We start from the raw sequence: 24137 nt of genomic DNA on the forward strand, positions 1-24137 counted from the left end.
TTTGTAGCGATTTCTACTATTTTTGACAAGTTGCTTTTAAATTATCTGCTAATTTAAATAGATCTTCTGGATAAAATGGCTTGGTTCCAACGCCATGTACCTTTGCTCCGATATTACTTAGAAAATCAGTAAGTTCCCCATTTGCTTCATCGATGTCTGTTAATACAAAGAGATGTTTCGCATTTGAATTCTTTACCCAGCGAATAATTTTCTTTGTATTATTTCCACCTTTAGTTTGGCAAAGGTAGAGATCATTAGCAATTTCTTTAAGGGATGAATCAAAGGCCTTAATCGTTAATGGACAAGAATGAGATAGTCTTGAGACGAAGCTTCGACGATAACAAGTATCCCCGGACTTAGACCAATCAGCACGTCTTAAAGAAGCACTTGTATCAATCCATATTTCATATTTTGACTTTGGTTTCTCTTCTACTTTTTTTGCCTTTCCACAAAAGATATCAAAGTAGGCACCAGTACAGCGAATCATACTTGATTCAATTGTATTTTCAACTTCAACCTTTTTATTAACTTTTCCATATTCTTGATCAACATAATCGACAGCTTTATCATTTTGGATATAGCCTTTCTGAGGATCAAAACATCCTTCACCCATTGGAACGCAATTTTCTTTTTCGTTTTGAGCTACTTTTCTATAATTGATTATTTTTGAATCTAATAACGTCGTCTTATTAGATGCCGCAGGAGAGATGAAGACGAATTCTACCGTATCAGGCAAGGAGAGCACTGACTGGGTAAGTAAGAATGCGAGAGTTAATCTCTTAAGCAATCATTCCCCTTTGTCTGAAATAACGAAATAAATCATTTCCTAAATCAACAATTAAATCACGAGCATCAATATCTAAGCTTAAAAAATCTGCTACATAAGCTTTTTGTCTTGGCGTTAGCTCTGCCATTCTTTGCTTTAGCATATCTTCATTACTTGTATCGGCCATAAATGGCATCGTTCTCGTTTTACCACCAACTTTTACTCTAGCATTGGCATTCATTTGAGCATTACCTGTTGAACCAGTTTTTAATGTATCAACAAGAGCGTCTTCAAAACTTCCAGTAGGTACTTCTTCTCCCCTTGGTTGTTCCGGTGCTGATTGAGCTTGTGCTGCTGGTTGCTCTTTCTTTTCATCACCCTTATAGAACTTAACAAGTCTAATGAAGTGATCTGTAAAATGCTCTTCGACAAAATCAATCATTTCATGAAGTGGAATCTCAAGCTCCGCAGTTATTTTTGCTACTACTTGAGGGTTTATCTCCGTTGTCTTCATTGATAGAAAGCGTGAAATCGTTGAAACACCAAGCCCAGTTGCTTCGGCCAACTCTTTTTGAGTCATTGGGCCACGAACCTGCATGTATTTCCTAATAATCCCTAGGTAATCATCTAGTTTGTCTTTGTTAAATTCCGACATGAAATTCTCCTTGCAATTTGAAACACCATGCAAGTGCCTGATATTTCGATTACGTGCAATTGAGGTCCTAAAAAAAATCACCTCAAAAGTCCTTAATATCATTATCGGATTTAATTTTTATTTCTTGATGCAATTTTATTGCTTGACGCAATTAGTCAATTACCGCTATTATTGCATTGTGGATGAACAAATCCACTAATTAAGCAAGGCTTGGGGGGATCACATGGCCACATTAACAAACTTCATTATGCCAGAGAAACTATCAGACTTCACAAATGGACAATTTGAAGTGATTGAAAATGAGGTAGTAAAATCAAGTGATTTAAGTAACTTAACCGTATCTGGTTCTCTCTTCTCTCAAACTACTTTTGTCGCTGTTCACTTCAAGTCTTGCACTTTTTTTGGTTCAAAAATAAAACAGTGCAAATTTATCAACTGTGTATTTGAAAATTGCACCTTCGAATTTTCACATATTGAAGATTGCAATTTTGAAAGCAGCAGACTTGTTGGGAATACATGGAAGTATTCCACTTTAAAGGGCTCAAGTATTGAGGAATGTGAATTTGATCTTGTAACTTTTAAGGTCATTAAAGATGGAGATCGAAATCAATACGATATTTTTGAAGAAATACAGGATATCGAAGAAATAAAAGAAGAAGTTGAAGCAGTTTTAAGCTTTGAACAAGCATTAACATCTTCACCGAAGCAATGGGGGACAAATCTCATTAACTTCATTAAATCAGCAGCATAAGTTTTAACTTTAATATTTAGCTGGCAATGGTGTTTATATCTAAAGTCTCAAGGAAAATACGGCCAGCCGCAAATCTAAATTGAGACGACATATCACAACCGAGTATAAAACAGAGGATGTTTTAGCGTAGGTAATCTCGCAACTAATAATTGCTCTTCGGCCAACTCTCTCTCATAGGTGTTGGCCTTCTTTTTTTTATTTAGAGCTTTCTGTAAAAGCAACCAATTGATTCTTTATTACGCATCGAAGACTTTACGATCATCGTCGATACCTCAATAGCATTTCTTAAACCGATAAGACTATCATCTAATTTACAACTACGATAAAAGCGTGAAACTTCATCGTTAATTTCATTAAACATTGCAACCGCTCTTTTAAGACGATTCGTTGTTCTTGAAAGTCCAACATAATTCCACATGGTAAGCTTCAGAGTCATCCAATCTTGCTGGACAAGGGCCTTATCAATTGAAGCATATTCTTCACGCCAATCTTTTATTTGTAAATGAGAATATAAATCTTCATTTTTAACAGTCTCTTTAATATCCATGGCCGCAAGGTATCCCCATGTTAAGCCTTCTAAAAGAGATGTTGATGCTAGTCGGTTTGCACCATGTAGACCTGAGCAAGAAACTTCTCCAACTGCATATAAGTTTTTAATTGAAGTTTGTCCCTTCATATCGATCTTTACTCCACCACATGTATAGTGAGCGGCAGGAACAACAGGAATTGGCTCATTTGTCATATCAACACCGTGTTCAAGACAGTGCTTATAAATCGTTGGAAAACGCTCTTTAATCCAAGTATCTTCTTTGTGTGAGATATCCAGGTAAACACATTCATGGCGTGTCTCAATTGTCTCTTCCATGATAGAGCGGGCCACAACATCACGTGGTGCTAGCTCCATTTCAGGATGATACTTCCCCATGAATCTTTCGCCATTACAATTAACCAGAATTCCACCTTCCCCTCTTACTGCTTCAGATACTAAGAAACGTCCATGAGAAGAAGAGTCATAAAAAGTTGTGGGATGAAATTGAATAAATTCCATATCAATAATATCGGCTCCAGCTCTCTTTGCCATTGCGATACCATCACCTCGACTAGCTCCAGAGTTAGAGTGATGTAAATATAAAGCCCCAACTCCACCTGTTGCTAATACAGTCTTCTTTGCCATGGCCTTTACTACGTTACCTTTTTCTTGATTTAAAAGGTAAGCACCTAAGATTTTTCTTTCTTCATATCTTTGAGAGATGGTAATTCCATGATGGGATGCTGTAATAAGATCAATTGCAGTATGAGCTTCCAAAAATCTGACCGTTGGATAACGCTCATTATCTTTTAAAAGGTTTAGAAGACTTATTTGAATTTCTTTTCCAGTATAATCTCCACGGTAGAGTATTCTTTCAATAGAATGGGCGGCTTCTTTTGTGTATTTTAGATTATTCTCACAATCTTTTTCAAAGTTAACCTTGGCCATTTCTAATAGCAGCTCATCAATTGCATTCTTTCCATGTTCTTGAAGGGTTGCGATGGCAAGTGGATTTGATGTATTTGAAGAAGCTATTTGAATATCATCAAATAAAGCTTGATCATCACCTTTTGGATAGATTATTCCACCTTGGGCCCAAAATGTATTTGATACCTGTGGGTCTCTGGCACGAGTAACAATGCCGACTTTTAAATGCTCTCCTGCAAGCTTTGCAGCTGTTGCAAGGCCAGCAATTCCACAACCTAGAATAAGTACATCAAAATCGTAATTGTCCAAATTTAGCCCCTACTATATTTAAGAGAGAGATCAACTGCAGGAGCATCGTAAGTAAGTGCACCAATGCTTATTGCATCCACTCCTTCAATTAGATAATTTTCAAGAGTATTTAATCTCACTCCACCAGATACTTCAAAAGTAACATCCGAAGGTTTTTCTTTTACTGCCTCTCTAATTTCATCTGGAGAGAAGTTATCAAGCATAATATGTTTTACGCCTTCATTAAGCGCTAACTTAAGTTCAGAAAGATCATGAATCTCAACTTCGATAGGAGTATAGAAAGAATTCTTTGACTTAAAAAAGTCGATGGCCTCTTTTACACCACCAAAGAAAGACTTATGATTATCTTTAACCATCCACATATCACTTTGACCAAATCGATGATTATTACCACCACCAGTTACAACAGCATATTTCTCAAGAGCGCGATAACCTGGAAGAGTTTTTCTTGTATCAAGAATCTTTACGCCACTACCTTTTGCCATGACAGCAAATTTATTCGTATATGTTGCTATTGATGAGGCCCTCTGAATTAAGTTTAAGGCAATCCTCTCCCCTGTTAGAGCGATAGAAAATGGAAGAGTGAAATGAATTTCGGCCATCTCATCTTTTTGATACTGACGTCCTTCATATTTTTTAAAATCTTCATATTTTAAATTAGCTCCAAGATAATTGAATGACTCTACAAAGTAAGGAAGGCCACATAGAATCATGTCATCCTTGATTTTTAAGCGACACTGTACTTCATCACTTGGAAGCGATTGAATATAATTAAGATTACGTGATAAATCATCTTCTTTGAAATAGTCCGCGATAGATTCTTGCAATGCTTTGTTTATAAGTAGATTTGTCATAATTAACTCCGTAGAAATAATTTCTACCATTTTCATTTTAGAAAAAAAACTCTCAAAAGATGAGTTTCAGCTGATATTTAGAGATTTCTTCCATATAAAGCTGCAATGCGTTTCAATATTATCTTTCTAGCTGCATTTCTCTTTATCAATCCACTAACTAATCAATTTAATTACAGATCATACCGCCCTGCGCCCAAAATTAAGCTTCCAAGCAAAATAAAGAAGTCATTTAAAGAAAAGAGGAATTTCTACTTCTATCGCTCAGTTATAACTGGTCAGAAATGGGGACTTGATAAAAAATTAAAAAAGCGACTGTCACATTTGAATCTTATGCACTTGATGACACCATCCGGACTTCATCTCTCTTCTTTATTTCTAATTTTCTTTTTAATCAGAAGGAGGTTTAAGAGACCAACTCAATTCATAGAGCTTGTGATGTGTTTTATCTTTTATTTCTTTCTACCAGGATATTACTCTTTTCGAAGGGTTGCCTTATTAAGAAGTTTCTTTATTTTAAATGATATTAGAAAAACAAATTATACGAAAATGCAGATATTCATCTTTTTTCTTATAACGGATTTTCTTTTCGGAACATACCGCTTTGGCCATCTTTCTTTTTACTTAAGTACATTATTTCTAGCATTAATTTTTTCAATTAAAGACTTTCGAGTATATAAGATGTACTTACTCTTTTTTGTTGCTCAACTTTTCATCGCCCATAAGTTCTCGGGTGTTATTTATCCCGCATCAGTAATTCTCTCTCCTCTTTTAACAAGTCTATTCACTTTGGTTTATCCCATTCTATTTTTAAATCTCTTCTTCATTAAAATATGGAATTATTCAGAGGTATTAATAATAATCTATACAAAACTCGTTGAATTCTGTTTTGATATTGCAAATAGTATAGGATTTATCCATGTAAACTTCTTAATCTTAATTGGTATAATAATTTACACAAGAAAATCTAAAAATTATTCATTTGCCTTAATTACGATTGGGCTAATTAGTGATTTCCCAAGAGACGGGCTTCAAATCATTCTCAATGAGATAGGCATTGGCCTTTGAAAATGGTTTTGAGCCAAAGAAGCCGCGATAAGAAGAAAGAGGAGATGGGTGAACAGATTTAAGAACTAGGTGCTTAGACTCATCAATATTCTTGCCCTTCTTTTGTGCAGGAGAGCCCCAAAGAATAAAGACTACATTTTCACATTGCTCATTAATCACTTCAATAATTTTGGCAGTAAACTTCTCCCACCCTTTTTTCTGATGAGATCCTGCCTGTGCTTTTCTAACACTTAAACAATTGTTAAGTAGCAAAACGCCTTCCTTTGCCCATTCTTCAAGAAATCCATGTTCAGGTACCTCGACTCCTAGATCTTCATTTAATTCTTTGTAGATATTTCTAAGAGAAGGTGGAATTTTCACACCTTTATTTACAGAAAAGCTTAAACCATGGGCCTGCCCTTCACCGTGATATGGATCCTGACCAAGAATAACGACTTTAACTTTTTCTAGAGGAGTTAAATTTAATGCTGAAAAGAACTCTTCTCTTTTAGGAAAGATTTCACCATCTTCTGAATTTAAAAATTCAGAAAGTTCACGCATATAATCTTTTTGGAATTCGTCTTTAAGGTAAGTTAGCCAGCTCTTATCATTTAAGAATTCAATCATAAGAGCTGGCCTTTATTTTAATAACTTAGAAGTTTATTAAGTTGTTCGTATACGTCTGAAACTTGTGGAAGAATATAATCTTCTGAAGTTGGACAATATGCAACGTGAGAATCTTTTGCAGCAACACGAAGGATTGGAGCATCAAGTGCTTCAAAACATTCTTCGTTAACACATGCAGCGATTTCACCAGCAAAGCCTGAAGTTTTCGTTTCTTCGTGACAAATAAGAAGACGATTAGTTTTTTCAAGTGACTTCTTAATTGAATCCATATCAAATGGAGCAAGTGTTCTAAGGTCAATAACCTCAATCGTCTTACCAGTTTCAGATTCGACTTTCTTAGCGGCATCAATTGATTTTTGAACTAATGCACCCCAAGCAACAACAGTTGCGTCCGCTCCTTCTTTTGCGACACGGGCCTTACCAAATGGAATCATATATTCTTCACCTGGATCAGCAGTACGATTATAACCTTGGTAGTAAAGGTGCTTATGCTCTAGGAACATAACAGGATCATCTGATCTAATAGCAGTTCTTAAAAGACCAGCAGCGTCTGCTGCGTTTGATGGGAACACAACTCTAATACCTGGAACGTGAGTGAATAGAGACTCTCCACATTGTGAGTGATAAATCGATCCACCTCTTAGGTATCCACCGATTGGAACACGCACAACCATTGGACACTTAAAGTCTCCACCTGAACGGTAGCGAGTCGTCGCCATCTCATTCTTAAGTTGCATATAAGCAGTCCAGATATAGTCGAAGAATTGAATTTCAACAACAGGCTTAAGACCTCTCATTGCCATACCAATTGCACGACCGATGATATTTGCTTCTGCTAGTGGTGAGTTAAATACTTGTCCTTCTAAAGATGCTCTTTGAACACCTGAAGATACCTTAAATACACCACCTTTACCTTTTAGTTCTGGATCTTTTAATTTTTCTAGATCAGAGAAATCGGCAACGTCTTCTCCAAACATTCTTAGAAGTGGGTTCTTAGAAAACTCAGAGCGAAGAACAGCATTAATTGCTGATGCCATTGGAATATCTGTTTTTCCTTCAAATGAACCTTCAGTTTCAAAATCCGATGAAGTTGGATCAACATCGTGAGAATATAAGTGATCAAGTGCAGATTCAGGAGCCGGCCATTCAGTATCAACAGCTTCTTTCATTGCACGTCTTACATCAATCGTTACTTCTTCAAGAAGATCGTTAACTTCTTTCTCAGTCATTACACCAAGCTCAATAAGAGTCTTTGGGTAAGAGTTAAATACGTCGATTTGCTTTTCTTCAGCAAGCTCATCTTTTGTACGATACATTGACTGATCATCAGAAAGAGAGTGTGAGTATGGACGAGTTACATGAGAGTGAAGAAGAACTGGCCCCTTTCCTTCTCTAATATGCTTTGCTGCTTTTTCAGCGGCCTTATAAGATTCAATAGGACAATTACCGTCACATTCAATAATCTTTAAACCAGGAAATTCATCTAGAGCTTTAGAGATTGATCCACCTGGAGTTTGCTTAGAAGTAATTGTTGAAATGGCATAACCATTATCTTCAACGTGGAAAAGAACAGGAAGTTTATTAGCACAAGCTGTTGTTAGACCTTCCCAGAACTCACCTTGAGCAATCGTTCCATCACCACATGAAGTATAAACAACTTCAGCATCTTCAACTAAGAATTTTGATGTATCGTAATTATGCTTTTCTTTTAATTCTTTAAGAGCAAGTCCTGCTTCAGCAACACCACATGCCTGTAGAAATTGAGTTCCAGTACATGAAGACTTTTGAACGATATTTAGTTTTACATTCCCCCAGTGAGCTGGCATCTGTCGGCCATGAGTTGCTGTATCTCCGATGTTACCATTTGCTTGGCAAAGCATTTCATATGGAGTTACACCAAGACCTGTACATAGTGCTCTATCTCGGTAGTAAGGAATAAACCAATCGTGAGCTGGCTTTAGAACTTTTGCAAGAGCTGTTAAAACACCTTCGTGTCCCGCTCCAGAGATTTGGAAGAAAGCTGTTGATTGTTTCTTCATTGTGATCTCAGCATCGTCTAGCTTTCTTGAAACGAAAACATTACGAAGCATCCAAGTTAGATCCTCTTTTGAAAGATTGTACTTTTTAATAATCTCTTTTTTCTTATCTAATTTGTTAGATCCCACAGTTGATCCTTTTGCAGTTTTATCAAGCATTTAACGCCCCTTTTTAAGTGGGGCTAGCTTACCAATTTTAGTGCAAAAGGTGCACATGCTGTGCATTAAAATAGAGTATAAGTTTTGACAAATTTCAGGTATTTAGAAGATTAACTTTAAAAACCACTAGAGATTCCTAGCACATATCGGCGATCGACCTGTCCTCTGAAGTCTGAATCTGTTGTATCAACAGCATAAGTTGAGAGATCAAACTCCATTTTTCTCGTTCTAATCCCAATTCCTCCGGAACCAAAACCGTCACCGTAACCTAAACGGAAATAGAAAATACGACGTAAATCAAACTCTAAACCAAGTCCAAGTTTTCTAATAGTGTCGACATTCGAGTGTTCACCTAGCGCATCTTTATAATTTAATTCCATGTGAACACGCATCGTTCTACCTATTTGTGGTGTAAGAGAAAGTCCTAAGTCAAAAGTTTGTTTGATATCAGCTGGTGCTGCTGGACCTCCGGTCTGCTCAAAACTTGTACCACCTGTATTATGTGAAGTGATGGCAAGAGTTGGGAGAAATGTGTATGGAAGAGTTAAGCGAAAACCAGTAGTAAAAAATAACATTTTACCTTGGTTGTAGGCCGTATCTGGTAGATCTAATGCAACCGCTGGATCAGCTGTCCCGATTGCTTCCTTTCTAAATAGATAAGTTGCGGTAGCACCTATTTTTACGATTCCACCAAAGAGTGAAAAGTTAAAAGCTGCGTATGGACCGTGATCAGTTCTTTGTGCATATTCAAATTGGTCACCAGCTTGATCACCAATAAAAGCTCGTTGTTGAACAGCATAGACATATCCCATAGAGAAATAGCGAGTTGAGAAGTTTGGCATCATTTGGAAACGACTATGTGAAACTGTTCCCTTATTTTGATTGAGAAGTTTTCTTGCACCCTCAAGCGATAGTGCATCAAAAATATCACCGGCGTTACCAGTTACATCTCCACCAAAGAGAGTCTCCATCCATCCCTTATTGGTTTCAAATTGAAAGTTTGAAAGGTGAAAGTGTTTTCCACGATAAGTTCCAAGGCCTGCTGGGTTATAGAAAGCAGCGGATGCATCATCTACTTTTGCAATAAATGCATTTCCCATGGCAAGGGCACGAGATGAAGTGACAATCTCTGGAAAGACAGCATCCTCAAATTGTATTGCATAAATACTTGAGTGAATTAATAGGAGTAATAAAATCAACTTCTTCACGGAGTTAATTTTACCTTAAGAAGACCTTAATATTAACTCGTGGCACAAGATGCCGACATAAACAAAAAAGGCCCGTAAAAACGGGCCCTTATATCGAAATATATCTATCGATTCTCATTTCAATAGCTTTCCCATTGCTCCTGAGGCAACAAAGCCTGCATAAATGCAGGCTTGTTGAATATATTTCTTTATTTCATTGCAATGGGAGCTAGCGTAGCGTCCAATAGACTGGCCTTAGCCAGTCAATGACGCTAGCGCTTCTTTCTACCAGGAAAACGGTGTCCTACGTGACCTAGGAACTTCCCTTGGATATTCTTAATTGATTCAATTCTTGATTCTGCAAGGATATCAGTTGCTTGATAAACTGGAATATCTTGTTCTTCTGAAATTTCGAAAATCTTCATAGTTGTATCATAGATTGTATCAACCATTCTAATTGCCTTATCTTCTGACCAACCTTCAAATTCAATTGAAACGTTCATTAGACCACCAGCATTGATTAGGTAATCTGGAGCGTATAGGATTCCTTTTTCTTTAAGGATTTTTCCGTGACGATTTTCTGCAAGTTGGTTATTTGCAGCACCAGCAACGATCTTACAATTTAGACGCTCAATCGTTTCATCATTGATAGTTGCACCAAGTGCACATGGAGCATAGATATCCATCTTCACATCGTAGATTTCATCAATTCCTACAACCTTTGCATTTGGAACTTTTTCTTTGAAAAGTTCAAGGTTCTTTTCATTGATATCACAAACGTAAACTTCTGCACCTTCATTGTATAAGTACTCACCTAGGTAGCGACCAACTGATCCAGCACCTTGAAGCGCAACAACTTTACCTTTTGGTGAACGGTCTCCGTAAACTTTCATACAAGCTGCTTCGATACCTCTGAAAACACCGCGAGCTGTCCATGGAGAAGGGTTACCTGAACCACCATGAATTTCAGCAACACCTGCTACATTATTTGTTTCAGTAAATACGTGCTCAATATCATCAACACCAATATTTACATCTTCTGCTGTAATATAACGTCCATTTAAAGACTCTAGGAAACGTCCGTATGAACGGAAAAGAGCTTCTGACTTATCCTTTTCTGGATCACCAATAATTACGGCCTTTCCACCACCAAGGTTTAGACCAGAAACAGCTGCTTTATAAGTCATCCCTTTTGAAAGTCTTAATACATCATTGATTGCTTCTTCTTCTGAATTATATGGCCACATTCTAGTTCCACCAAGAGCTGGTCCTAAAACTGTGTTATGAATCGCAACGATTGCCTTTAGGTTACAACTTGGGTCACTGAAAAAGATAACTTCTTCGTGTCCATCTTTGTATAGTCTCTCAAAACTAGGCATGCTTAATCTCCTTAATTGATTGCAATAATTACCCGAAATTTCATGGCAATTTAAATTGCTTAAAATAGTGCTACAATAGTGAAAAGAACAATAAACTTTCAAGGATAAAAACTGTATGCACAAAGCGTCACTAATCGATGAGAATGGGCAAAGTACTGAATTTACGATCGATGAAAATCAAAGTATCTTTGACGCACTTCAGGATCAAGGCAAGACTCTACCTCATGGATGCTTGAGTGGCTCTTGTGGCTCATGTCGTATACAGATCATTGAGGGAAAAGAAAACATGAAAAAACCAGGTATCATTGAGCAAAACACAATTGATGCAATAGCTGGTGAGCATCCAGAAGTTGAAGAAGGTAAAATTAGAATGGCCTGTCGAGCTAAGGTTCTAGGTGATATTAAATTTTCTTCTCTAAAATAAGTTGAATTAAAGCACGAAAGTGCTTAATGCGATCAAAGTCCCAAGACTTATTTCCATCTTTATAAAAATCTAATCGTTCTTGATCTAAGACAGTAATCAGATGATCAACATCATTAACGATAATATATTGTTCATCCTTAAAAAGAGCAGATTGAATATCCACCATTCCATCATTTCGACCGACACGATTATAAATATAATTACGGCTTGATTCTAATAGAGACTCTCGTCCATCTTGAGCATCAATAAAGGTAATGAATTGTAAAAAGTTAACATCGCCTAGAACCTTCATGACTTCTTCTCGATGCTCACTCATATACTTTTTTCTTTCGGCCGTACCTACAGACTGCATTCCACTAATGTCACCACCAAGAAGGTAGAAGGCCCAGCCAATTAGCGTTTTCGTCACTGTTCCATCAATAAAGTAATCTGCAAGAACTGATCCACGAAACGGAGATTGCATTGTCACCCAACCCACTACGCGATCTTTCACTTCTGGATGGTTTATTAAAACTTCTAGAAATTCAAGACCACCTTTAGAGTGACTTATAATAAGTAGTGGCCCTTTAATCTTATCTAACTTTGATTTAATGAAGCGTGCATTCTCTTTAACCGGTGCCTCTGATTCCACAATAATTCTTTTAAAAGGAATCTTGTGCTCTTCTAATAACTCCATATAATCACTAAAGTAATCACCTACAAAATAGGATAGGTTTAAAATTTGACCTGATTTCTTTATTGCTGATTGAGATAGAATTCCTGGTAAGAAAACGACTGTAAGCTCTCTTAGCTTTGCTATTTCTTTTTTAGATAATTTTGGTTTTGATTGATAGAGACTCTTATAATGAGTTGTTTTATTTAAGGCCCAGACAACTTCTGTCCTAAAGACAGAAGTTATCAGAGTAAATATAAGAACTAAGCTAAACCTTTTGATGTTAATAATGCTGCCCTCTTCTTGCGGCGAATTTTGGCGTTAATATCATCTAGAGAATCAACGGCCATATCCCATGCTGTATAAATTTGTTTCTTCTTATTGGCCCTCAGGTCACCGGCAACATAGAAATTTTCAATATTCGTTTCACCTTTTTCATTGCCTATAACGTAGCCACGTTCATCAACTTCTGCGCCAATGGCCTTTGCTAATTCATTATAAACGATAGTCCCGAGGGAAACAAAAGAAAACGCTGATTCTAAAGTTCGCCCACTTGCAAATTTATAACCTTGAACCTGTCCTTCTTTACGATCTCCAAGTACATCCACAATTTTTTCCGTGAAAACTTCAATATTATAAGCTTTGATTAGAGTTTTAACTTCATCGCTAAAGTCAGGAGTCTCTCCATTTGTAAGGATCGACATCGAAGGAGTGTTGTACCTCTCCTTGAGCATCACAGCAACCCACACGGCCCCTGAAGTGTGCCCTATAATCGATGTGTGCTTATCATAGACATGGTGTCCATCACATCTTAAGCAGTAGTCTACTGTTTGTGCATTAGCAAAAGGAAGTATTGGTTTAATGCTGTCGTTAAAATGAGGCTGAACATCCATGATCCCAGTACAAAGGACCACATAGCTTGCTTCATACTCGCTTCCATCACTATCAATGAGCTTAAAAGAGCCATCATCATTTTTTGTGACCTCTGTGACACCTTTTCCTTTTACGAAAGTGAGATTATCTTTAAATTCAGACTCTTGAATCCACTCAAGAGTTTCCTTATTAGGTTCTTCGATCCCTTTTTTATACTTATGTGTACCAGGCATATTCTCAACCTTATAGACCCACTTCTCACGTGAACGCTTCTTATCGCGAGGAGAACCTGGAAACATCACAACTTTATCGTTATTTAATACACCTCTTAGTGTGGCCATCATTCCTGCGGCCCCGCCACCAATTACTGCAATATCAAATTTTTCGCTAGACATAATTTTCTCCATCTATGTTTCTCAATAAGTATAGACTAACAAAAAGAGGGAATCTAATAGATTCCCTCTATATAAAGATATATTAACTATATGATGAAATTAGATAGTTACTTTACTGGAATATCGACAAGATCCTCACCTGAGTCGACTGCTTCTTTGGCTTCTTTCTTAGAGAAGAAATGCTTTTCACCATCGACATCTTTGATTTTGACCTGCTTGATCTCATAATCAAAAACTTCAATTAGTTCAAAACTATAACCTTCCCAGATAATAATCTGACCAGATTCAGGGAAGTTATTACCAAGCATATCAAGTAGGAAACCTGCTAGAGTTGAATAATTATCATTAAGTGGAATCTTAATATCATAGTCATGATCAAGATCTCTTAAGTTAGTGGCCCCATCAATATCCACACCGTCGATAAGATCATTTTGTTCGTATTCTTTTGTAATCTGATCGATATCATCATCGTGCTCATCTTGGATTTCTCCAAGTATCTCTTCAATAATATCTTCAAGAGTAATAATACCAACGATTAAACCGTTCTCATCTTTAACAAGTGCCATGTGAACTTTCTTGCGATTCATATGATCAAATACGGCCTGTATCTTCATATGCTCGTAGACAAAGAATGGCTCTCTTAAGTGTTCAGATAATGTGAAATTATCGCGTTGATCCTTCTTGATGAATGCAAGTTCCTTAACGTGAAGGAAGCCTTCAATATTATCAACTTCACCATCACATACTGGATAACGAGAGTGAATCGATTCCTCAATTTCACTAATAACTTCTTTGTAAGAGCTACTAACTTGAATTGTTTTGATTTCCCTACGAGGAATCATAATATCCTTAACCTTAATCTTAGGAAACTCTAAGATCGAGTTAAAAAGATCAATTTGCTTGTGATCAATCGTATTTTCCTTTTCTGCTTTTTGAATCATAAACTCAAGATCATCTTTTGTTACAATTCGACCTGTAAGTTGAGCATTTTCACCAAGAACAGTATGGATTAACCACACCATAATCTTAATTACAGGATAAAGAAGATAGTAGAAAATTTGAAGAACTCGAATTACGAAAAAAGACATACTTTCAGCGTGTGTACGAGCAAAAGTTTTTGGAATAATTTCACCAAAGATTAAAATGATAAACGTCGTGGCACCAACAGCAATTCCTATGGCATCATCGGCAAAGAGACGAGTTGCTAGAACTGTTGTAAGAGATGAAGCAAAAATATTAACGACGTTATTCCCTACAAGAATCGTTGTAAGAATCTCACTTGGACGATCAATCATAAATGCAATGGCACGTCCCTTTGCTCCACCTTCTTGAATAAGCTGGCTTGCTCGGTCATGAGGAATTGATAGCAACACGGCTTCAGAGCCAGAGAAAAAACCTGAGCCAATAAAGCAAACGATTAGTGAGACAATTTCAAGGCTACTAACATCAGTCATTGCCTTGTCCTAGTTTAAACGAAATGGAGTTGGAGTTTTTTAAGAAACAACAATAAAGCGGAGGTTCTATAAAATGTATCCTTGTTACGGGCATAGAGAGATTATCTCACCCTGTTCAATAGTTAATATTTTATCAGTATTCCTGATGTGATTCAATACATCATAACTCTATAAATTTCAAGGATATAGGTTTATTTCTTCACTAGTGATGATCTAGCTGCTCACCCTTGAAGTCGTGATCCGAGTACACAATTCGGTCATTCATCTCGTGATTAAAGTCATATATCTCACTGATATTACTGACTTTTCTAAAGATCGTCTGGCACTTATAGCAGATAACCACAGGCGGAAGACGCTTAAAAAGAGCGAAGTCAAAAATATATAAAATAATAAAAGGGGCCACTGAATATGGAGCATATTGAGTTGTGGCCATATAAAGTGTTAAGAGAGCGGCAATTACAAATAGGGTTACACCCACTTTTCGATTAAAGTCTTTTTGCTTATAAAAGTCTTTACGCTTGCAACAAGGACAGTCTTTTAAGATGCCTTTTTCGTGATCTTCGTTCATATGAACTTCAGTTTTTGTATGACAGATCTGACATTCAACTTCACTTACATCCTTATTTGGATGAAATGAAACCCCTGAGCCACATTCTTTACAAGTTAAAGTAATTTCCATCATAGTAGTAATCCATATGTATAAAATAAATAAATTGCAATAATTTCACCAATGAAGATAAAAATCGTCATGGCATAGAAAACACCTGTAGCACTTTGTGTACTTCTCATGCAAACAAGTTTCCAACCAAATATACTCATTGCAAAGATAACTAGGTATCCCCAGATATCACGCATAATAACCATTAACCAATTAAAGGCATAACCGCCGCCAAGTTGTGTCCCTTCTGTTAAATATGGCCCAAGCTTTGTGTGTTCAACGGCCGTCCAAATAAGCTTAATCCCAATGAGTGCCCACATCGCCAGAGTGGCCCTTTTAAGGGGAAGCTCTGAAAGCTTTGGCGTTACAAGATACCAGTGACCTAAAATCATAGCATATGTAATTGCGCCTAAGTAATAGACTGACGAAGCGACATATAAGTAATTTAATAAATTCTTCTCTTGAAATAAATAAAGAACAATAAAGCCTAAAAGAGTTGGGATAGCATAAAGAATCCACAGTGCCGTATTTTTCTCATCATAGTGATTGTGTAATTGGTGATGAAAGAGGATTGAAATCGTACTTATATAAATAAGAATTGCTTCAAGATCAGTTGCACTATGACCAGTTATTATATGAGTGATAGCTGCAAAGAATAAACTAACTAAACATGTTGTCGAAAGAAGCTTTTGAAAACCCCCACCAGTCATCTTTGAGTTCGCAACAGGTGCAAAAGCAAATACTCCAAAGCCTGCGGCCAAGAAAAAGTACTTTGCGATTTCAAATGTATTACTCATTATATTTACTCTCTCGTAAGAAATGTTCTACTAAGCGCATAATTATTGTTTTATTTGCATCTGGAATATTAAGCTCTTCTACCTCATTTTGAGCGTTTTCAAAAGATATCTTTTGCGCAATAAGGTTCATACTTTCAATATAATCAGTAACATAGACATAGAGAAAGACACTTCGATCGGGGTATTTGAAGCTTAGATGGGTAAAAAGGGAAATTTTATTTAATTCACTGCCTACCTCTTCTAAAAATTCTCGACGAGCAGCCTCCTCACATGACTCACCATCTTCAATCTTGCCTCCAGGAAATTCAAACTTTCCATCCAGTGGGCCATCTTCTTGGCGTTTTTGTCCGAAGAGAACAATTCCATCTTCTTCTATGCGATAAGGTATAACTATTGATATTTCCATAAGATTATATCTACCCTAAAAATATTGAAATGTTAAAGAGCTGTGCTAGCTTTTTATAAGCGGATTGTTTATAAGAAGCTCAGTGAGAAAACTACCTTTTGATAAACATTCTATGATCTTTGCGCCGATGGAAGGTGTAACAGATGGCCCTTATCGCGAGGCCATTCAAAGGGCATTTGGTGACTGGGATTATTATTCAACAGATTTTTATCGAATTCCATCGGTTGGTAATGTTCATACAAAGACACTAGTAAAACACTACGGTGAAGAATATTTAAAAAAGAAGTCTCATAGTATTAAGACGGCCTATCAATTTCTAACCTCAGAAATTTCACAAACGAAGCAGGCCATTAATTTAATTAGTGAACTCAATTATCACCATATCGACTTAAATCTTGGATGCCCTTCAAAGAAAGTCAACTCCAATAAAGGGGGAGCCTATCTTCTATCTGACCTTAAGGCCCTTGAGAAAATCATAAGAGATATTCGTGAATCATTTCAAAATGTCTTCACGGTTAAGATTCGAATTGGCTATCGCGATGATTCGCTCTTCTTTGACCTCTTAAACCTTTTTGAAGATTGTGGTGTTGATGGCATTACAATCCATGCGAGAACCCGCGATCAGCTTTATAAAGGTGTTGCCGATTGGAGCTATATTGAAAAAGCTGTTAAGCACTCATCTCTTCCAATCATTGCCAATGGTGATATCTGGACAATTGAAGATATTGATCGCATTTATGACCAATGTGACCCTTATGCGATTATGTGTGGTCGAAGTGCCTTAAAGACGCCATGGCTTGCTTCAATTTATAAAGAATACCAGGGACGTGCAGACTTTATCAGTGAAGAATTTCTCTTAAAGTTAAGAGCTCAAAATCTTGATCTCTACTTCTATGAATTAGAAAAAGAATACCGAAAGTTTGGCTATCCAGAATCGACAATACTTAAGAGATTCAAAGCATTTTGTCGCTATCTCTTTGATGATTATGAGAACTTTGAATTAATTAGAGGTAAGTTTTTGAGATCACAGGAACTTCGTGAATTTAAAGATCATCTTGTTCAATTTGTTCATCGCTATTCTTAGCAACATAATTTAAAACACTTTTAGAATAGAAAAAGAACGTTATCTCAAACAAAATAACTCCGCCAAAATAAACTAGCCAACCTTGAATTGACACTCCTGTTAAAGATACAAGTAGAAAGAAAAGAAAGCCTGGTATTTGTCTTACAAAAAAGTTTCCCCACGTATTATCTGGAAACCGTTTTTCTAAATTCAAAAAGAAGCTCATAACAGCATTGGCAAAGTTAAAACGATTTGTTCGCCCCTCAAAATATGAGACTCGATCTGGATGACAATAAAGTCCTGCAAAGGCCATTGCTGTAAAGAAACAAATATACTCTTCTGTTGAAAAATTAAGGACGGCCGAAGCAATAAAGAAAATAACAAAAGTGGGAATAAAAAAAATGTAGTAGCGAATGCCTAATTTCATCTTCATTACTTTTCTCCAAAATAAAAAGGCACCCTACTGGGTGCCCTCTTACTATTATAAATGTAATTAGTTTTACTTCGCAACTCCAACGGCCTTAGTCTCACGAACAACTGTAATTTTAATCGTTCCAGGATAAGACATTTGCTCTTCAATTTGCTTAGCAATATTTCGAGATAATAATACCGTCTCTTCATCGTTGATTTTTTCATTCTCAACAAAAACTCGTACTTCACGTCCACCAGAGATAGCGTAAGACTTGCTAACACCTTCAAATGAATTAACAATTTCTTCGATATCTGTAAGACGAGAAACATAAGACTCAGTAAGTGCTTTACGAGCTCCTGGTCTTGCTCCTGAGATCGCATCCGCTGCTGCAACAATATGAGCAAGAATCGATTCCGGCTTCTCATCATCGTGGTGAGCACGGATTGCGTGAACAACGTCAGCAGACTCTCCATACTTTCTTGCAAAGTCAGCACCGATAACAGCGTGTGATCCCTCGGCCGCAGCATCAAGAACTTTACCAATATCATGTAGAAGACCCGCACGACGAGCTTGCTTAATATTTAGACCCATCTCAGCTGCCATTGAACCACAAATAAATGCTGCTTCAATTGCATGCTGGTATTGGTTTTGAGTATATGAAGTTCTAAAGTTTAATGCACCAACAAGCTTAAGGATCTCAGGGTGAATACCGTGAACACCAATCTCCATTTGTGCCTTCTCACCTAGTGTAAGAAGCTTCTTCTCAAATTCAGCTTTTGACTTATCATGAAATTCTTCAATTTTTGCTGGGTGAATACGACCGTCAGCAATTAGCTTCTCAATTGTATCCTTAGCGATCTCACGTCTTACAACGTTAAATGAAGAAATAACAACGATCTCTGGAGTATCATCGATAATTAAATCAACACCACAGATTTGCTCAAATGCTCTAATATTACGACCTTCACGACCAATTAGACGACCTTTCACATCATCAGATGGAAGATCAACAGTTGAGATTGTCTTTTCACCAACATGTTCACCAGCATATCTTTGAATTGCAATACCAACGATTCTCTTAGCACGGCTTTCAGCTTCTTCTTTTGCCTCTTCTTCCATGCGTTTAATCATTTTAGTGAAATCAACTTGAGCGTCTTCTTTCATTGTCTCTAGAAGTTCTTCTTTGGCCTGCTCTTTTGTCATGGCCGCAACTTCTGAAAGCTTTCCAGCATATTCTTCTTGGCGAACGACATACTTTTCTTTCTCTTTAAGAGCGTCGAGTTCTTTTTCTTTAACTTCGTCTTCTCTCTTATCAAGCTTCTTCATTTTCTCATCAAGCTCATCCATTTTAGACTCAAGCTTGGCCTGTCTTTTATTCAGGTCTTTTTCTTGATCATTAAGCTCGCGCTTAACTTGTTGGACATACTTATCAGCGTCCTTCTTTTCTTCTTGGGCCGCTTCTTTTGCCTCTTTTCTCGCTTTATAGCTAATCTCTTTTGCTTGCTCTTTAGCCTTGTTGATGATTTCATCACCCTTTGCCTCACGCTCGGCCAATTCTTTTTTGGCCTGAAGGTTACGGATAACAAAACCAACTGCTAGTCCAAGAACAAGAAAAAGAAGTGATGCTAAGATTAAATCTGTACTCATTACTCTCTCCCTATATTCACACTTTAATCACTTTCTTTGCTGTTACAACAAAGTCCATTACTTGGTCATGTTGCTCGCAAGGAATGCTTTCTTGTAACTGCTGATTAAAGCAAACGCCTATTTTTAATGGTTCTTTCTTCTTTCTATTTGTGAGGTATCGATCATAATAACCCTTACCTCTTCCTAAGCGATGCCCTGACTCATCAAAAGCAACACCTGGGATTAATATAATATCTGGTTCAACAATTTGAGATGACTCACAAGGCACCTTAAATTCTTTACCAAAAGCATTAATAGTCTTTAACTCACTTAATGATGAAGACTTAAATTCCATATCATTTGAGTCTTCATCAAATACGGGAAATGCTAAGCTCCCCAGTACCTTTAAGTTAAGACAATTAACTTCTCCTGGAATCGGATAAAAGATCCCAAGAGTCTGCGGATAAAAGTTTTCGGATTTAAAAAGAGTAACGAGGTTTGAAACAACTTTTGCACTTTGAATCTCAAATTCCTGAGGATCCATCTGCGCTATGATATTTAAAACTTCTTTACGAAGGTTTTTCTTTTCCGAACTCATGATTAGTGAGTCTTTGGAAGTGATTCCTCTATCAATCTCAGGGCATTATCAGAAAGAGACATCACATCTGTGATCTCTTGTTTATACTCTTTCTCTAAAGATAACTTTTCCTTCGCTAACTCTAGTGCCACAAGTGCAGCTAATTGTGAGTTAGAAATTGAAGGGGCCTTTTGGCGAATATTACTTGCGATCGTATCAACATACTCAACAATTTCTGTCGCAGAAACAATCTCATCTTCTCCAGACTCTTGGAGTCTGAAATTATGACCTAAAACTTGATATTCTTTTACTTCCGTACTTATATCCATAGTAATTCAATTGTAGTCCTACAAAGGATTCCAGTCAATCAATCAATTACCTACCAGTGCGTCAAGATACTCATCTAAATTGAACACACTCAGGTCTTCGACATTTTCACCGACACCAATATAAGTAATTGGTATTTGAAGTGCGTCAACAATTGAAATTGCACTTCCGGCCTTCGAAGATCCATCACATTTTGTAAATACTAGACCTGTTAGATCCAAAGCCTTATTAAACTCTTCCGCTTGGCGAATAGCATTTTGACCAGTAATGGCATCAATAACTAAAAGTGTATGATGAGGTGCATCCTCCATCAGCTTCTTAAGAACATTCTTACTCTTAGTCAGCTCATCCATTAAATTTCCCGCTGTATGAAGACGCCCCGCCGTATCAAGGATACAATAGTCAGCTTCCTCATTCATTGCAGCCTGAAGCGCGTCATAACCAACACCACTTGGGTTGGCCCCTTCCTTTGCGCGAATCATTGTTGCACCTGCGCGATCGCACCACACCTGGAGCTGATCAACTGCCGCAGCACGGAATGTATCACACGCACCAACAACAACCTTTGCTCCTTGATTAGTAAGCTTTGTCGCAAGCTTTCCAATAGTTGTCGTCTTTCCTGCTCCATTAACACCAACAATCATTATGACCTTAGGTAATTTTGAATCACTCTTTTCGAATTGAAACAGATCACCAGGACTATTGGCCTGTACACTTGCCATCTTATTTTTCAAAAAGTCTTTAATATATGACTTAAATTTTGCTTCATCAAAATCCCCAGACTTTGCCTTTTCTTCAAGATCTTCAATGAGTTCACTTGTTGCCTTTGGCCCAAGATCTGCTCCATAGAGAAGCTCTTCGACTTCTTCAAGTGCATCCTCATCAAGACCTCCGCGGCCAAAGATACTTCCGATCTTTCCCCAAACTCCTTCACGAGAGCGTGAAAGACCCTTTGTTAGTCGATCTTTCCATGACTTCTCTGGCTTAGTCGGCTCAAGGACTTCTTCCTCTTCCTCTTTTTTAACTTCTTCAACAACTTCTAATACTTCAGCTTGTGACTGAGGTTCGTCTTTTTCTTCTGTCTCTGTTTTAGTTGGTGGAGGCAGCTTTGCCTTTGGTTTCACAAGATAGAAAAGCCCAGTGAAACCACTCACACCTAATACCGAACAAAGAGCAATAAAGGCATAAGCGTATTCGATTGTGATTATGATATTCATTCCAGCTTGGTCTGCCCAAGACTGTAGAAAAGCAACGAGTTGCAACATATAATTCTCCATTTTGTGTGCTTTAGAGATATGATAAGTAAGTATAAAAATCAATATTTTAAGTCAAAAAACGGCATTAATATGGCAAATAAATTAGCTCTTTTTCAATTACAGCAAATGATTCGAAACTTTTTCAACAAAGAAGGTTTTATTGATGTGCTAACACCACCAATTGTGGAGAATCCGGGAATGGAAACTCACATTCATCCCTTTGCAATTCACTCGGTGCATCAAGAAAAAACTCATAATCTCTACCTTCACACTTCACCAGAATTTCATATGAAGGAACTATTGAGCGAAGGAATGAATAAGATCTTCACTATGAGCTACTGTTTTCGTGATGAGCCAAATAGTGAAACACACCGCAAGCAATTCATAATGCTTGAATGGTATCGAGCTAATGAAAATTATGAGAAGATCATGGAAGATACTATCCAGCTTTTTAAATACTGTTATGAGCAAGTTCGCAATAAGACAGAAGTTGATATAAAAAAACTTACTGTTCAAGAAATTTTTCAGAGCGTGCTTCAATTCGATATTCTCAACTATCTTGAACGAGATAAATTATTTAATAAGATAAAAAGTGACTTCAGTGAACGAATAAGTCTTTCTGATAATAAAGATGATTATGCGTGGGACGACCTCTTCTTCTTACTTATGTATAATTATATTGAACCAGAATTGAAAAAAGATCCTTTCGTTCTTCTTTATGAATTCCCAGAACCGCTACGTGCACTTTCAACTATAAAAGAAGACGATCCTCGAGTGTGTGAAAGATTCGAAGTTTATTGTCATGGTATTGAAATTTGTAATTGCTTTAATGAACTGACAGATCCGATTGAGCAGATAAAAAGGTTTGAAAAAGATAGCAAATTAAAAGAAGAGATTTATCACTACAAACTACCGTGGCCAAAAAGATTTATATCAACCCTTGAAAAAGGTCTTCCCAAGAGTGCAGGAATTGCACTTGGAGTAGAACGCCTTCTTATGGCCATTACAGCTGAAGAAGACGTATTCTTTGATTAGTTTATTGTTGTTTTTGAAGATGATTAAAAAGCAAGTGTAGCTTCAAGATAAGCTCCGACTTAACAATATCAGGTGTCATCTTCATGGCCCAGCGAAAGTGAACTCCACTTTCTTTTGTACTTCTTAGTTTACTACTCCATATTGGATAATTCTTGGCCAAGTCAGCAGATAAAACGGCGTACCAACGACTAAAATTTTTCTGACTTTGACCTAGAAGGGCCTCCATTACTTCAAGAGATTTTTCTGTCGTTATTCTTTTTATGGAATAAATATTTAAAGAACTAAGTTTAGCTTTTTCTAGATCATTATTTAAATATGTACCAAAGAAAGAAACAGTAAAGTCTTTGGCAACCTCTGAAGTTTGTTCTTTATAATTTTCAAGCCTCTGGTAATAAGGAGAGAGAACAAGAGAACGATATACACCTTCACGTGTTCCCCCTTGTTCTAGAGTACTATACCACTTTGATAACTCATTTCGATTTGCTTCTAAACCTCTTGTCGCTTTAATTAGCTCATTTATATAAGAGAGATTATATTGAGACATTTTTTCTTTTGAAAAAGGTGAATTATATTTTTTCTTGTTATAAACACTTAAGTCTTTTGCATCTTTTTTAATTGTTGGTACCTCAGGTAAAGTAACTTCGTCCTTTGCTCCCCAAATTTTATCCGCAAGTTCTGATGAAATATTTTTTTCAACAAATGGCCTTAAGTTTTGCAGAAAATTAACCTGTGCAAAGGTCGTACTCGCAACTAAACAAACAATAATGAGTTTCTTCAAAATGGTCCCCCAAAAAAAACAATAAGTTATCAATATTTCCTCATTATAAATGCCCTTCGTATTTTTAGGAAGTTAGCAAAAATTAGCCACATATTTTTGTCAAGTTTTTATCCAAGTCACAGGCAAGAAATACCTCTATCCCCCCGTAAACAGGGGTTATTTCAAATTTCGTAAAGATTAT

At 36.9% G+C, this 24137-nt stretch carries 25 protein-coding genes; 5 read left to right on the forward strand and 20 right to left on the reverse strand.

Annotated elements, in window-relative coordinates:
* Positions 1 to 16 precede the first annotated feature (16 nt).
* Positions 17 to 787, reverse strand: coding sequence for a hypothetical protein (locus BALOs_RS13930; protein ID WP_120405544.1), 771 nt, complete (start codon positions 785 to 787; stop codon positions 17 to 19).
* A complete protein-coding gene (locus BALOs_RS13935) occupies positions 780 to 1421 on the reverse strand; it encodes a helix-turn-helix transcriptional regulator (protein WP_158536768.1) in 642 nt (213 codons plus the stop codon). The genes BALOs_RS13930 and BALOs_RS13935 overlap by 8 nt, the downstream gene beginning before the upstream one ends.
* A 223-nt stretch (positions 1422 to 1644) precedes the next feature.
* Here BALOs_RS13935 and BALOs_RS13940 point away from each other — a divergent pair, with 223 nt between their 5' ends.
* Complete coding sequence (locus tag BALOs_RS13940) at positions 1645 to 2172, forward strand: pentapeptide repeat-containing protein (protein WP_120405545.1); 528 nt, start codon at positions 1645 to 1647, stop codon at positions 2170 to 2172.
* Between the two features lie 199 nt (positions 2173 to 2371).
* Here the strand turns inward: BALOs_RS13940 and nadB are convergent, their stop codons facing one another.
* Both nadB and nadC read right to left on the reverse strand, forming a co-directional pair.
* On the reverse strand, positions 2372 to 3937 hold the full coding sequence (gene nadB / locus BALOs_RS13945) for an L-aspartate oxidase (protein WP_114705790.1): 1566 nt from the start codon (positions 3935 to 3937) through the stop codon (positions 2372 to 2374).
* Positions 3938 to 3939: 2 nt separating this feature from the next.
* Positions 3940 to 4791 carry a carboxylating nicotinate-nucleotide diphosphorylase gene (nadC, locus tag BALOs_RS13950; protein WP_158536769.1) on the reverse strand — a complete coding sequence of 284 codons (852 nt, stop codon included), beginning with the start codon at positions 4789 to 4791 and terminating at the stop codon, positions 3940 to 3942.
* A 105-nt stretch (positions 4792 to 4896) separates the two neighbouring features.
* Between nadC and BALOs_RS15585 the strand changes: the two genes are divergently transcribed.
* Positions 4897 to 5856, forward strand: coding sequence for a ComEC/Rec2 family competence protein (locus BALOs_RS15585; protein ID WP_120405546.1), 960 nt, complete (start codon positions 4897 to 4899; stop codon positions 5854 to 5856).
* On the opposite strand, the gene ung is transcribed toward BALOs_RS15585, so the two are convergent.
* From ung to BALOs_RS13975, 4 genes are all read right to left on the reverse strand, one after another.
* A complete protein-coding gene (gene ung, locus BALOs_RS13960; RefSeq protein ID WP_114705793.1) occupies positions 5791 to 6462 on the reverse strand; it encodes a uracil-DNA glycosylase in 672 nt (223 codons plus the stop codon). The two genes, BALOs_RS15585 and ung, sit on opposite strands and share 66 nt — an antisense overlap.
* A 17-nt stretch (positions 6463 to 6479) precedes the next feature.
* Entirely contained in the window at positions 6480 to 8657 is a 2178-nt protein-coding gene (locus BALOs_RS13965) for a thiamine pyrophosphate-dependent enzyme (RefSeq protein WP_114705794.1), read from the reverse strand.
* Between the two features lie 116 nt (positions 8658 to 8773).
* Positions 8774 to 9865, reverse strand: a complete 1092-nt coding sequence (locus BALOs_RS13970) for a hypothetical protein (protein WP_114705795.1) — start codon at positions 9863 to 9865, stop codon at positions 8774 to 8776.
* A gap of 251 nt (positions 9866 to 10116) precedes the next feature.
* Positions 10117 to 11223 (reverse strand): Glu/Leu/Phe/Val dehydrogenase dimerization domain-containing protein, encoded by a 1107-nt coding sequence (locus BALOs_RS13975; protein WP_114705796.1) that lies wholly within the window; start codon positions 11221 to 11223, stop codon positions 10117 to 10119.
* 115 nt (positions 11224 to 11338) lie between these two features.
* Here BALOs_RS13975 and BALOs_RS13980 point away from each other — a divergent pair, with 115 nt between their 5' ends.
* Positions 11339 to 11647: a 2Fe-2S iron-sulfur cluster binding domain-containing protein gene (locus tag BALOs_RS13980; protein ID WP_114705797.1), complete on the forward strand. Its 309-nt coding sequence runs from the start codon at positions 11339 to 11341 to the stop codon at positions 11645 to 11647.
* Here BALOs_RS13980 and BALOs_RS13985 read toward each other — a convergent pair.
* From BALOs_RS13985 to BALOs_RS14010, 6 genes are all read right to left on the reverse strand, one after another.
* Entirely contained in the window at positions 11625 to 12323 is a 699-nt protein-coding gene (locus tag BALOs_RS13985) for a hypothetical protein (protein ID WP_114705798.1), read from the reverse strand. The two genes, BALOs_RS13980 and BALOs_RS13985, sit on opposite strands and share 23 nt — an antisense overlap.
* 239 nt (positions 12324 to 12562) lie before the next feature.
* Positions 12563 to 13567: an NAD(P)/FAD-dependent oxidoreductase gene (locus tag BALOs_RS13990; protein WP_240406486.1), complete on the reverse strand. Its 1005-nt coding sequence runs from the start codon at positions 13565 to 13567 to the stop codon at positions 12563 to 12565.
* 107 nt (positions 13568 to 13674) lie between these two features.
* Positions 13675 to 15021 carry a hemolysin family protein gene (locus BALOs_RS13995; RefSeq protein WP_114705800.1) on the reverse strand — a complete coding sequence of 449 codons (1347 nt, stop codon included), beginning with the start codon at positions 15019 to 15021 and terminating at the stop codon, positions 13675 to 13677.
* Between the two features lie 202 nt (positions 15022 to 15223).
* Entirely contained in the window at positions 15224 to 15703 is a 480-nt protein-coding gene (locus BALOs_RS14000; RefSeq protein ID WP_120405548.1) for a hypothetical protein, read from the reverse strand.
* Positions 15700 to 16476 (reverse strand): hypothetical protein, encoded by a 777-nt coding sequence (locus BALOs_RS14005; protein WP_114705802.1) that lies wholly within the window; start codon positions 16474 to 16476, stop codon positions 15700 to 15702. The genes BALOs_RS14000 and BALOs_RS14005 overlap by 4 nt, the downstream gene beginning before the upstream one ends.
* Positions 16469 to 16882, reverse strand: coding sequence for an NUDIX domain-containing protein (locus BALOs_RS14010; RefSeq protein ID WP_120405549.1), 414 nt, complete (start codon positions 16880 to 16882; stop codon positions 16469 to 16471). The genes BALOs_RS14005 and BALOs_RS14010 overlap by 8 nt, the downstream gene beginning before the upstream one ends.
* 82 nt (positions 16883 to 16964) lie before the next feature.
* Here BALOs_RS14010 and BALOs_RS14015 point away from each other — a divergent pair, with 82 nt between their 5' ends.
* Positions 16965 to 17966 carry a tRNA-dihydrouridine synthase gene (locus BALOs_RS14015; protein WP_120405550.1) on the forward strand — a complete coding sequence of 334 codons (1002 nt, stop codon included), beginning with the start codon at positions 16965 to 16967 and terminating at the stop codon, positions 17964 to 17966.
* Here the strand turns inward: BALOs_RS14015 and BALOs_RS14020 are convergent.
* From BALOs_RS14020 to ftsY, 5 genes are all read right to left on the reverse strand, one after another.
* Positions 17926 to 18378 (reverse strand): hypothetical protein, encoded by a 453-nt coding sequence (locus BALOs_RS14020; RefSeq protein ID WP_120405551.1) that lies wholly within the window; start codon positions 18376 to 18378, stop codon positions 17926 to 17928. The genes BALOs_RS14015 and BALOs_RS14020 overlap by 41 nt on opposite strands.
* A 66-nt stretch (positions 18379 to 18444) precedes the next feature.
* Positions 18445 to 20004, reverse strand: a complete 1560-nt coding sequence (gene rny, locus BALOs_RS14025; protein WP_120405552.1) for a ribonuclease Y — start codon at positions 20002 to 20004, stop codon at positions 18445 to 18447.
* A gap of 16 nt (positions 20005 to 20020) precedes the next feature.
* The gene (locus BALOs_RS14030) at positions 20021 to 20581 is read right to left on the reverse strand and encodes a 5-formyltetrahydrofolate cyclo-ligase (protein WP_114705807.1); all 561 of its coding nucleotides are present in this window, start codon (positions 20579 to 20581) and stop codon (positions 20021 to 20023) included.
* Between the two features lie 2 nt (positions 20582 to 20583).
* Positions 20584 to 20889, reverse strand: a complete 306-nt coding sequence (gene zapA / locus BALOs_RS14035) for a cell division protein ZapA (protein ID WP_114705808.1) — start codon at positions 20887 to 20889, stop codon at positions 20584 to 20586.
* A 42-nt stretch (positions 20890 to 20931) separates the two neighbouring features.
* On the reverse strand, positions 20932 to 22152 hold the full coding sequence (gene ftsY, locus BALOs_RS14040) for a signal recognition particle-docking protein FtsY (RefSeq protein ID WP_162929712.1): 1221 nt from the start codon (positions 22150 to 22152) through the stop codon (positions 20932 to 20934).
* A 30-nt stretch (positions 22153 to 22182) separates the two neighbouring features.
* Here ftsY and epmA point away from each other — a divergent pair, with 30 nt between their 5' ends.
* On the forward strand, positions 22183 to 23178 hold the full coding sequence (epmA, locus tag BALOs_RS14045; protein WP_120405554.1) for an EF-P lysine aminoacylase EpmA: 996 nt from the start codon (positions 22183 to 22185) through the stop codon (positions 23176 to 23178).
* A gap of 1 nt (position 23179) precedes the next feature.
* Here the strand turns inward: epmA and BALOs_RS14050 are convergent, their stop codons facing one another.
* Complete coding sequence (locus BALOs_RS14050) at positions 23180 to 23956, reverse strand: hypothetical protein (RefSeq protein WP_120405555.1); 777 nt, start codon at positions 23954 to 23956, stop codon at positions 23180 to 23182.
* Positions 23957 to 24137 lie beyond the last annotated feature (181 nt).

It is taken from the genome of Halobacteriovorax sp. BALOs_7 (genome assembly GCF_003612895.1).
Classification (GTDB): Bacteria; Bdellovibrionota; Bacteriovoracia; order Bacteriovoracales; family Bacteriovoracaceae; genus Halobacteriovorax_A; species Halobacteriovorax_A vibrionivorans.

Bases quoted from the DNA above. Each gene is read 5' to 3' on its own strand.
- BALOs_RS15585 (WP_120405546.1), top strand. From the start codon at position 4,897: ATGCGTTTCAATATTATCTTTCTAGCTGCATTTCTCTTTATCAATCCA.
- ftsY (WP_162929712.1), bottom strand. From the start codon at position 22,152: ATGTTGCAACTCGTTGCTTTTCTACAGTCTTGGGCAGACCAAGCTGGA.
- BALOs_RS13935 (WP_158536768.1), bottom strand. From the start codon at position 1,421: ATGTCGGAATTTAACAAAGACAAACTAGATGATTACCTAGGGATTATT.
- BALOs_RS14000 (WP_120405548.1), bottom strand. From the start codon at position 15,703: ATGATGGAAATTACTTTAACTTGTAAAGAATGTGGCTCAGGGGTTTCA.
- BALOs_RS13985 (WP_114705798.1), bottom strand. From the start codon at position 12,323: ATGGAGTTATTAGAAGAGCACAAGATTCCTTTTAAAAGAATTATTGTG.
- ung (WP_114705793.1), bottom strand. From the start codon at position 6,462: ATGATTGAATTCTTAAATGATAAGAGCTGGCTAACTTACCTTAAAGAC.
- BALOs_RS13995 (WP_114705800.1), bottom strand. From the start codon at position 15,021: ATGACTGATGTTAGTAGCCTTGAAATTGTCTCACTAATCGTTTGCTTT.
- zapA (WP_114705808.1), bottom strand. From the start codon at position 20,889: ATGGATATAAGTACGGAAGTAAAAGAATATCAAGTTTTAGGTCATAAT.
- BALOs_RS14030 (WP_114705807.1), bottom strand. From the start codon at position 20,581: ATGAGTTCGGAAAAGAAAAACCTTCGTAAAGAAGTTTTAAATATCATA.
- epmA (WP_120405554.1), top strand. From the start codon at position 22,183: ATGATAAGTAAGTATAAAAATCAATATTTTAAGTCAAAAAACGGCATT.
- BALOs_RS14005 (WP_114705802.1), bottom strand. From the start codon at position 16,476: ATGAGTAATACATTTGAAATCGCAAAGTACTTTTTCTTGGCCGCAGGC.
- BALOs_RS13975 (WP_114705796.1), bottom strand. From the start codon at position 11,223: ATGCCTAGTTTTGAGAGACTATACAAAGATGGACACGAAGAAGTTATC.
- BALOs_RS13990 (WP_240406486.1), bottom strand. From the start codon at position 13,567: ATGTCTAGCGAAAAATTTGATATTGCAGTAATTGGTGGCGGGGCCGCA.
- BALOs_RS13980 (WP_114705797.1), top strand. From the start codon at position 11,339: ATGCACAAAGCGTCACTAATCGATGAGAATGGGCAAAGTACTGAATTT.
- BALOs_RS14010 (WP_120405549.1), bottom strand. From the start codon at position 16,882: ATGGAAATATCAATAGTTATACCTTATCGCATAGAAGAAGATGGAATT.
- BALOs_RS13965 (WP_114705794.1), bottom strand. From the start codon at position 8,657: ATGCTTGATAAAACTGCAAAAGGATCAACTGTGGGATCTAACAAATTA.
- nadC (WP_158536769.1), bottom strand. From the start codon at position 4,791: ATGACAAATCTACTTATAAACAAAGCATTGCAAGAATCTATCGCGGAC.
- rny (WP_120405552.1), bottom strand. From the start codon at position 20,004: ATGAGTACAGATTTAATCTTAGCATCACTTCTTTTTCTTGTTCTTGGA.
- BALOs_RS13940 (WP_120405545.1), top strand. From the start codon at position 1,645: ATGGCCACATTAACAAACTTCATTATGCCAGAGAAACTATCAGACTTC.
- BALOs_RS14020 (WP_120405551.1), bottom strand. From the start codon at position 18,378: ATGAAGATGAAATTAGGCATTCGCTACTACATTTTTTTTATTCCCACT.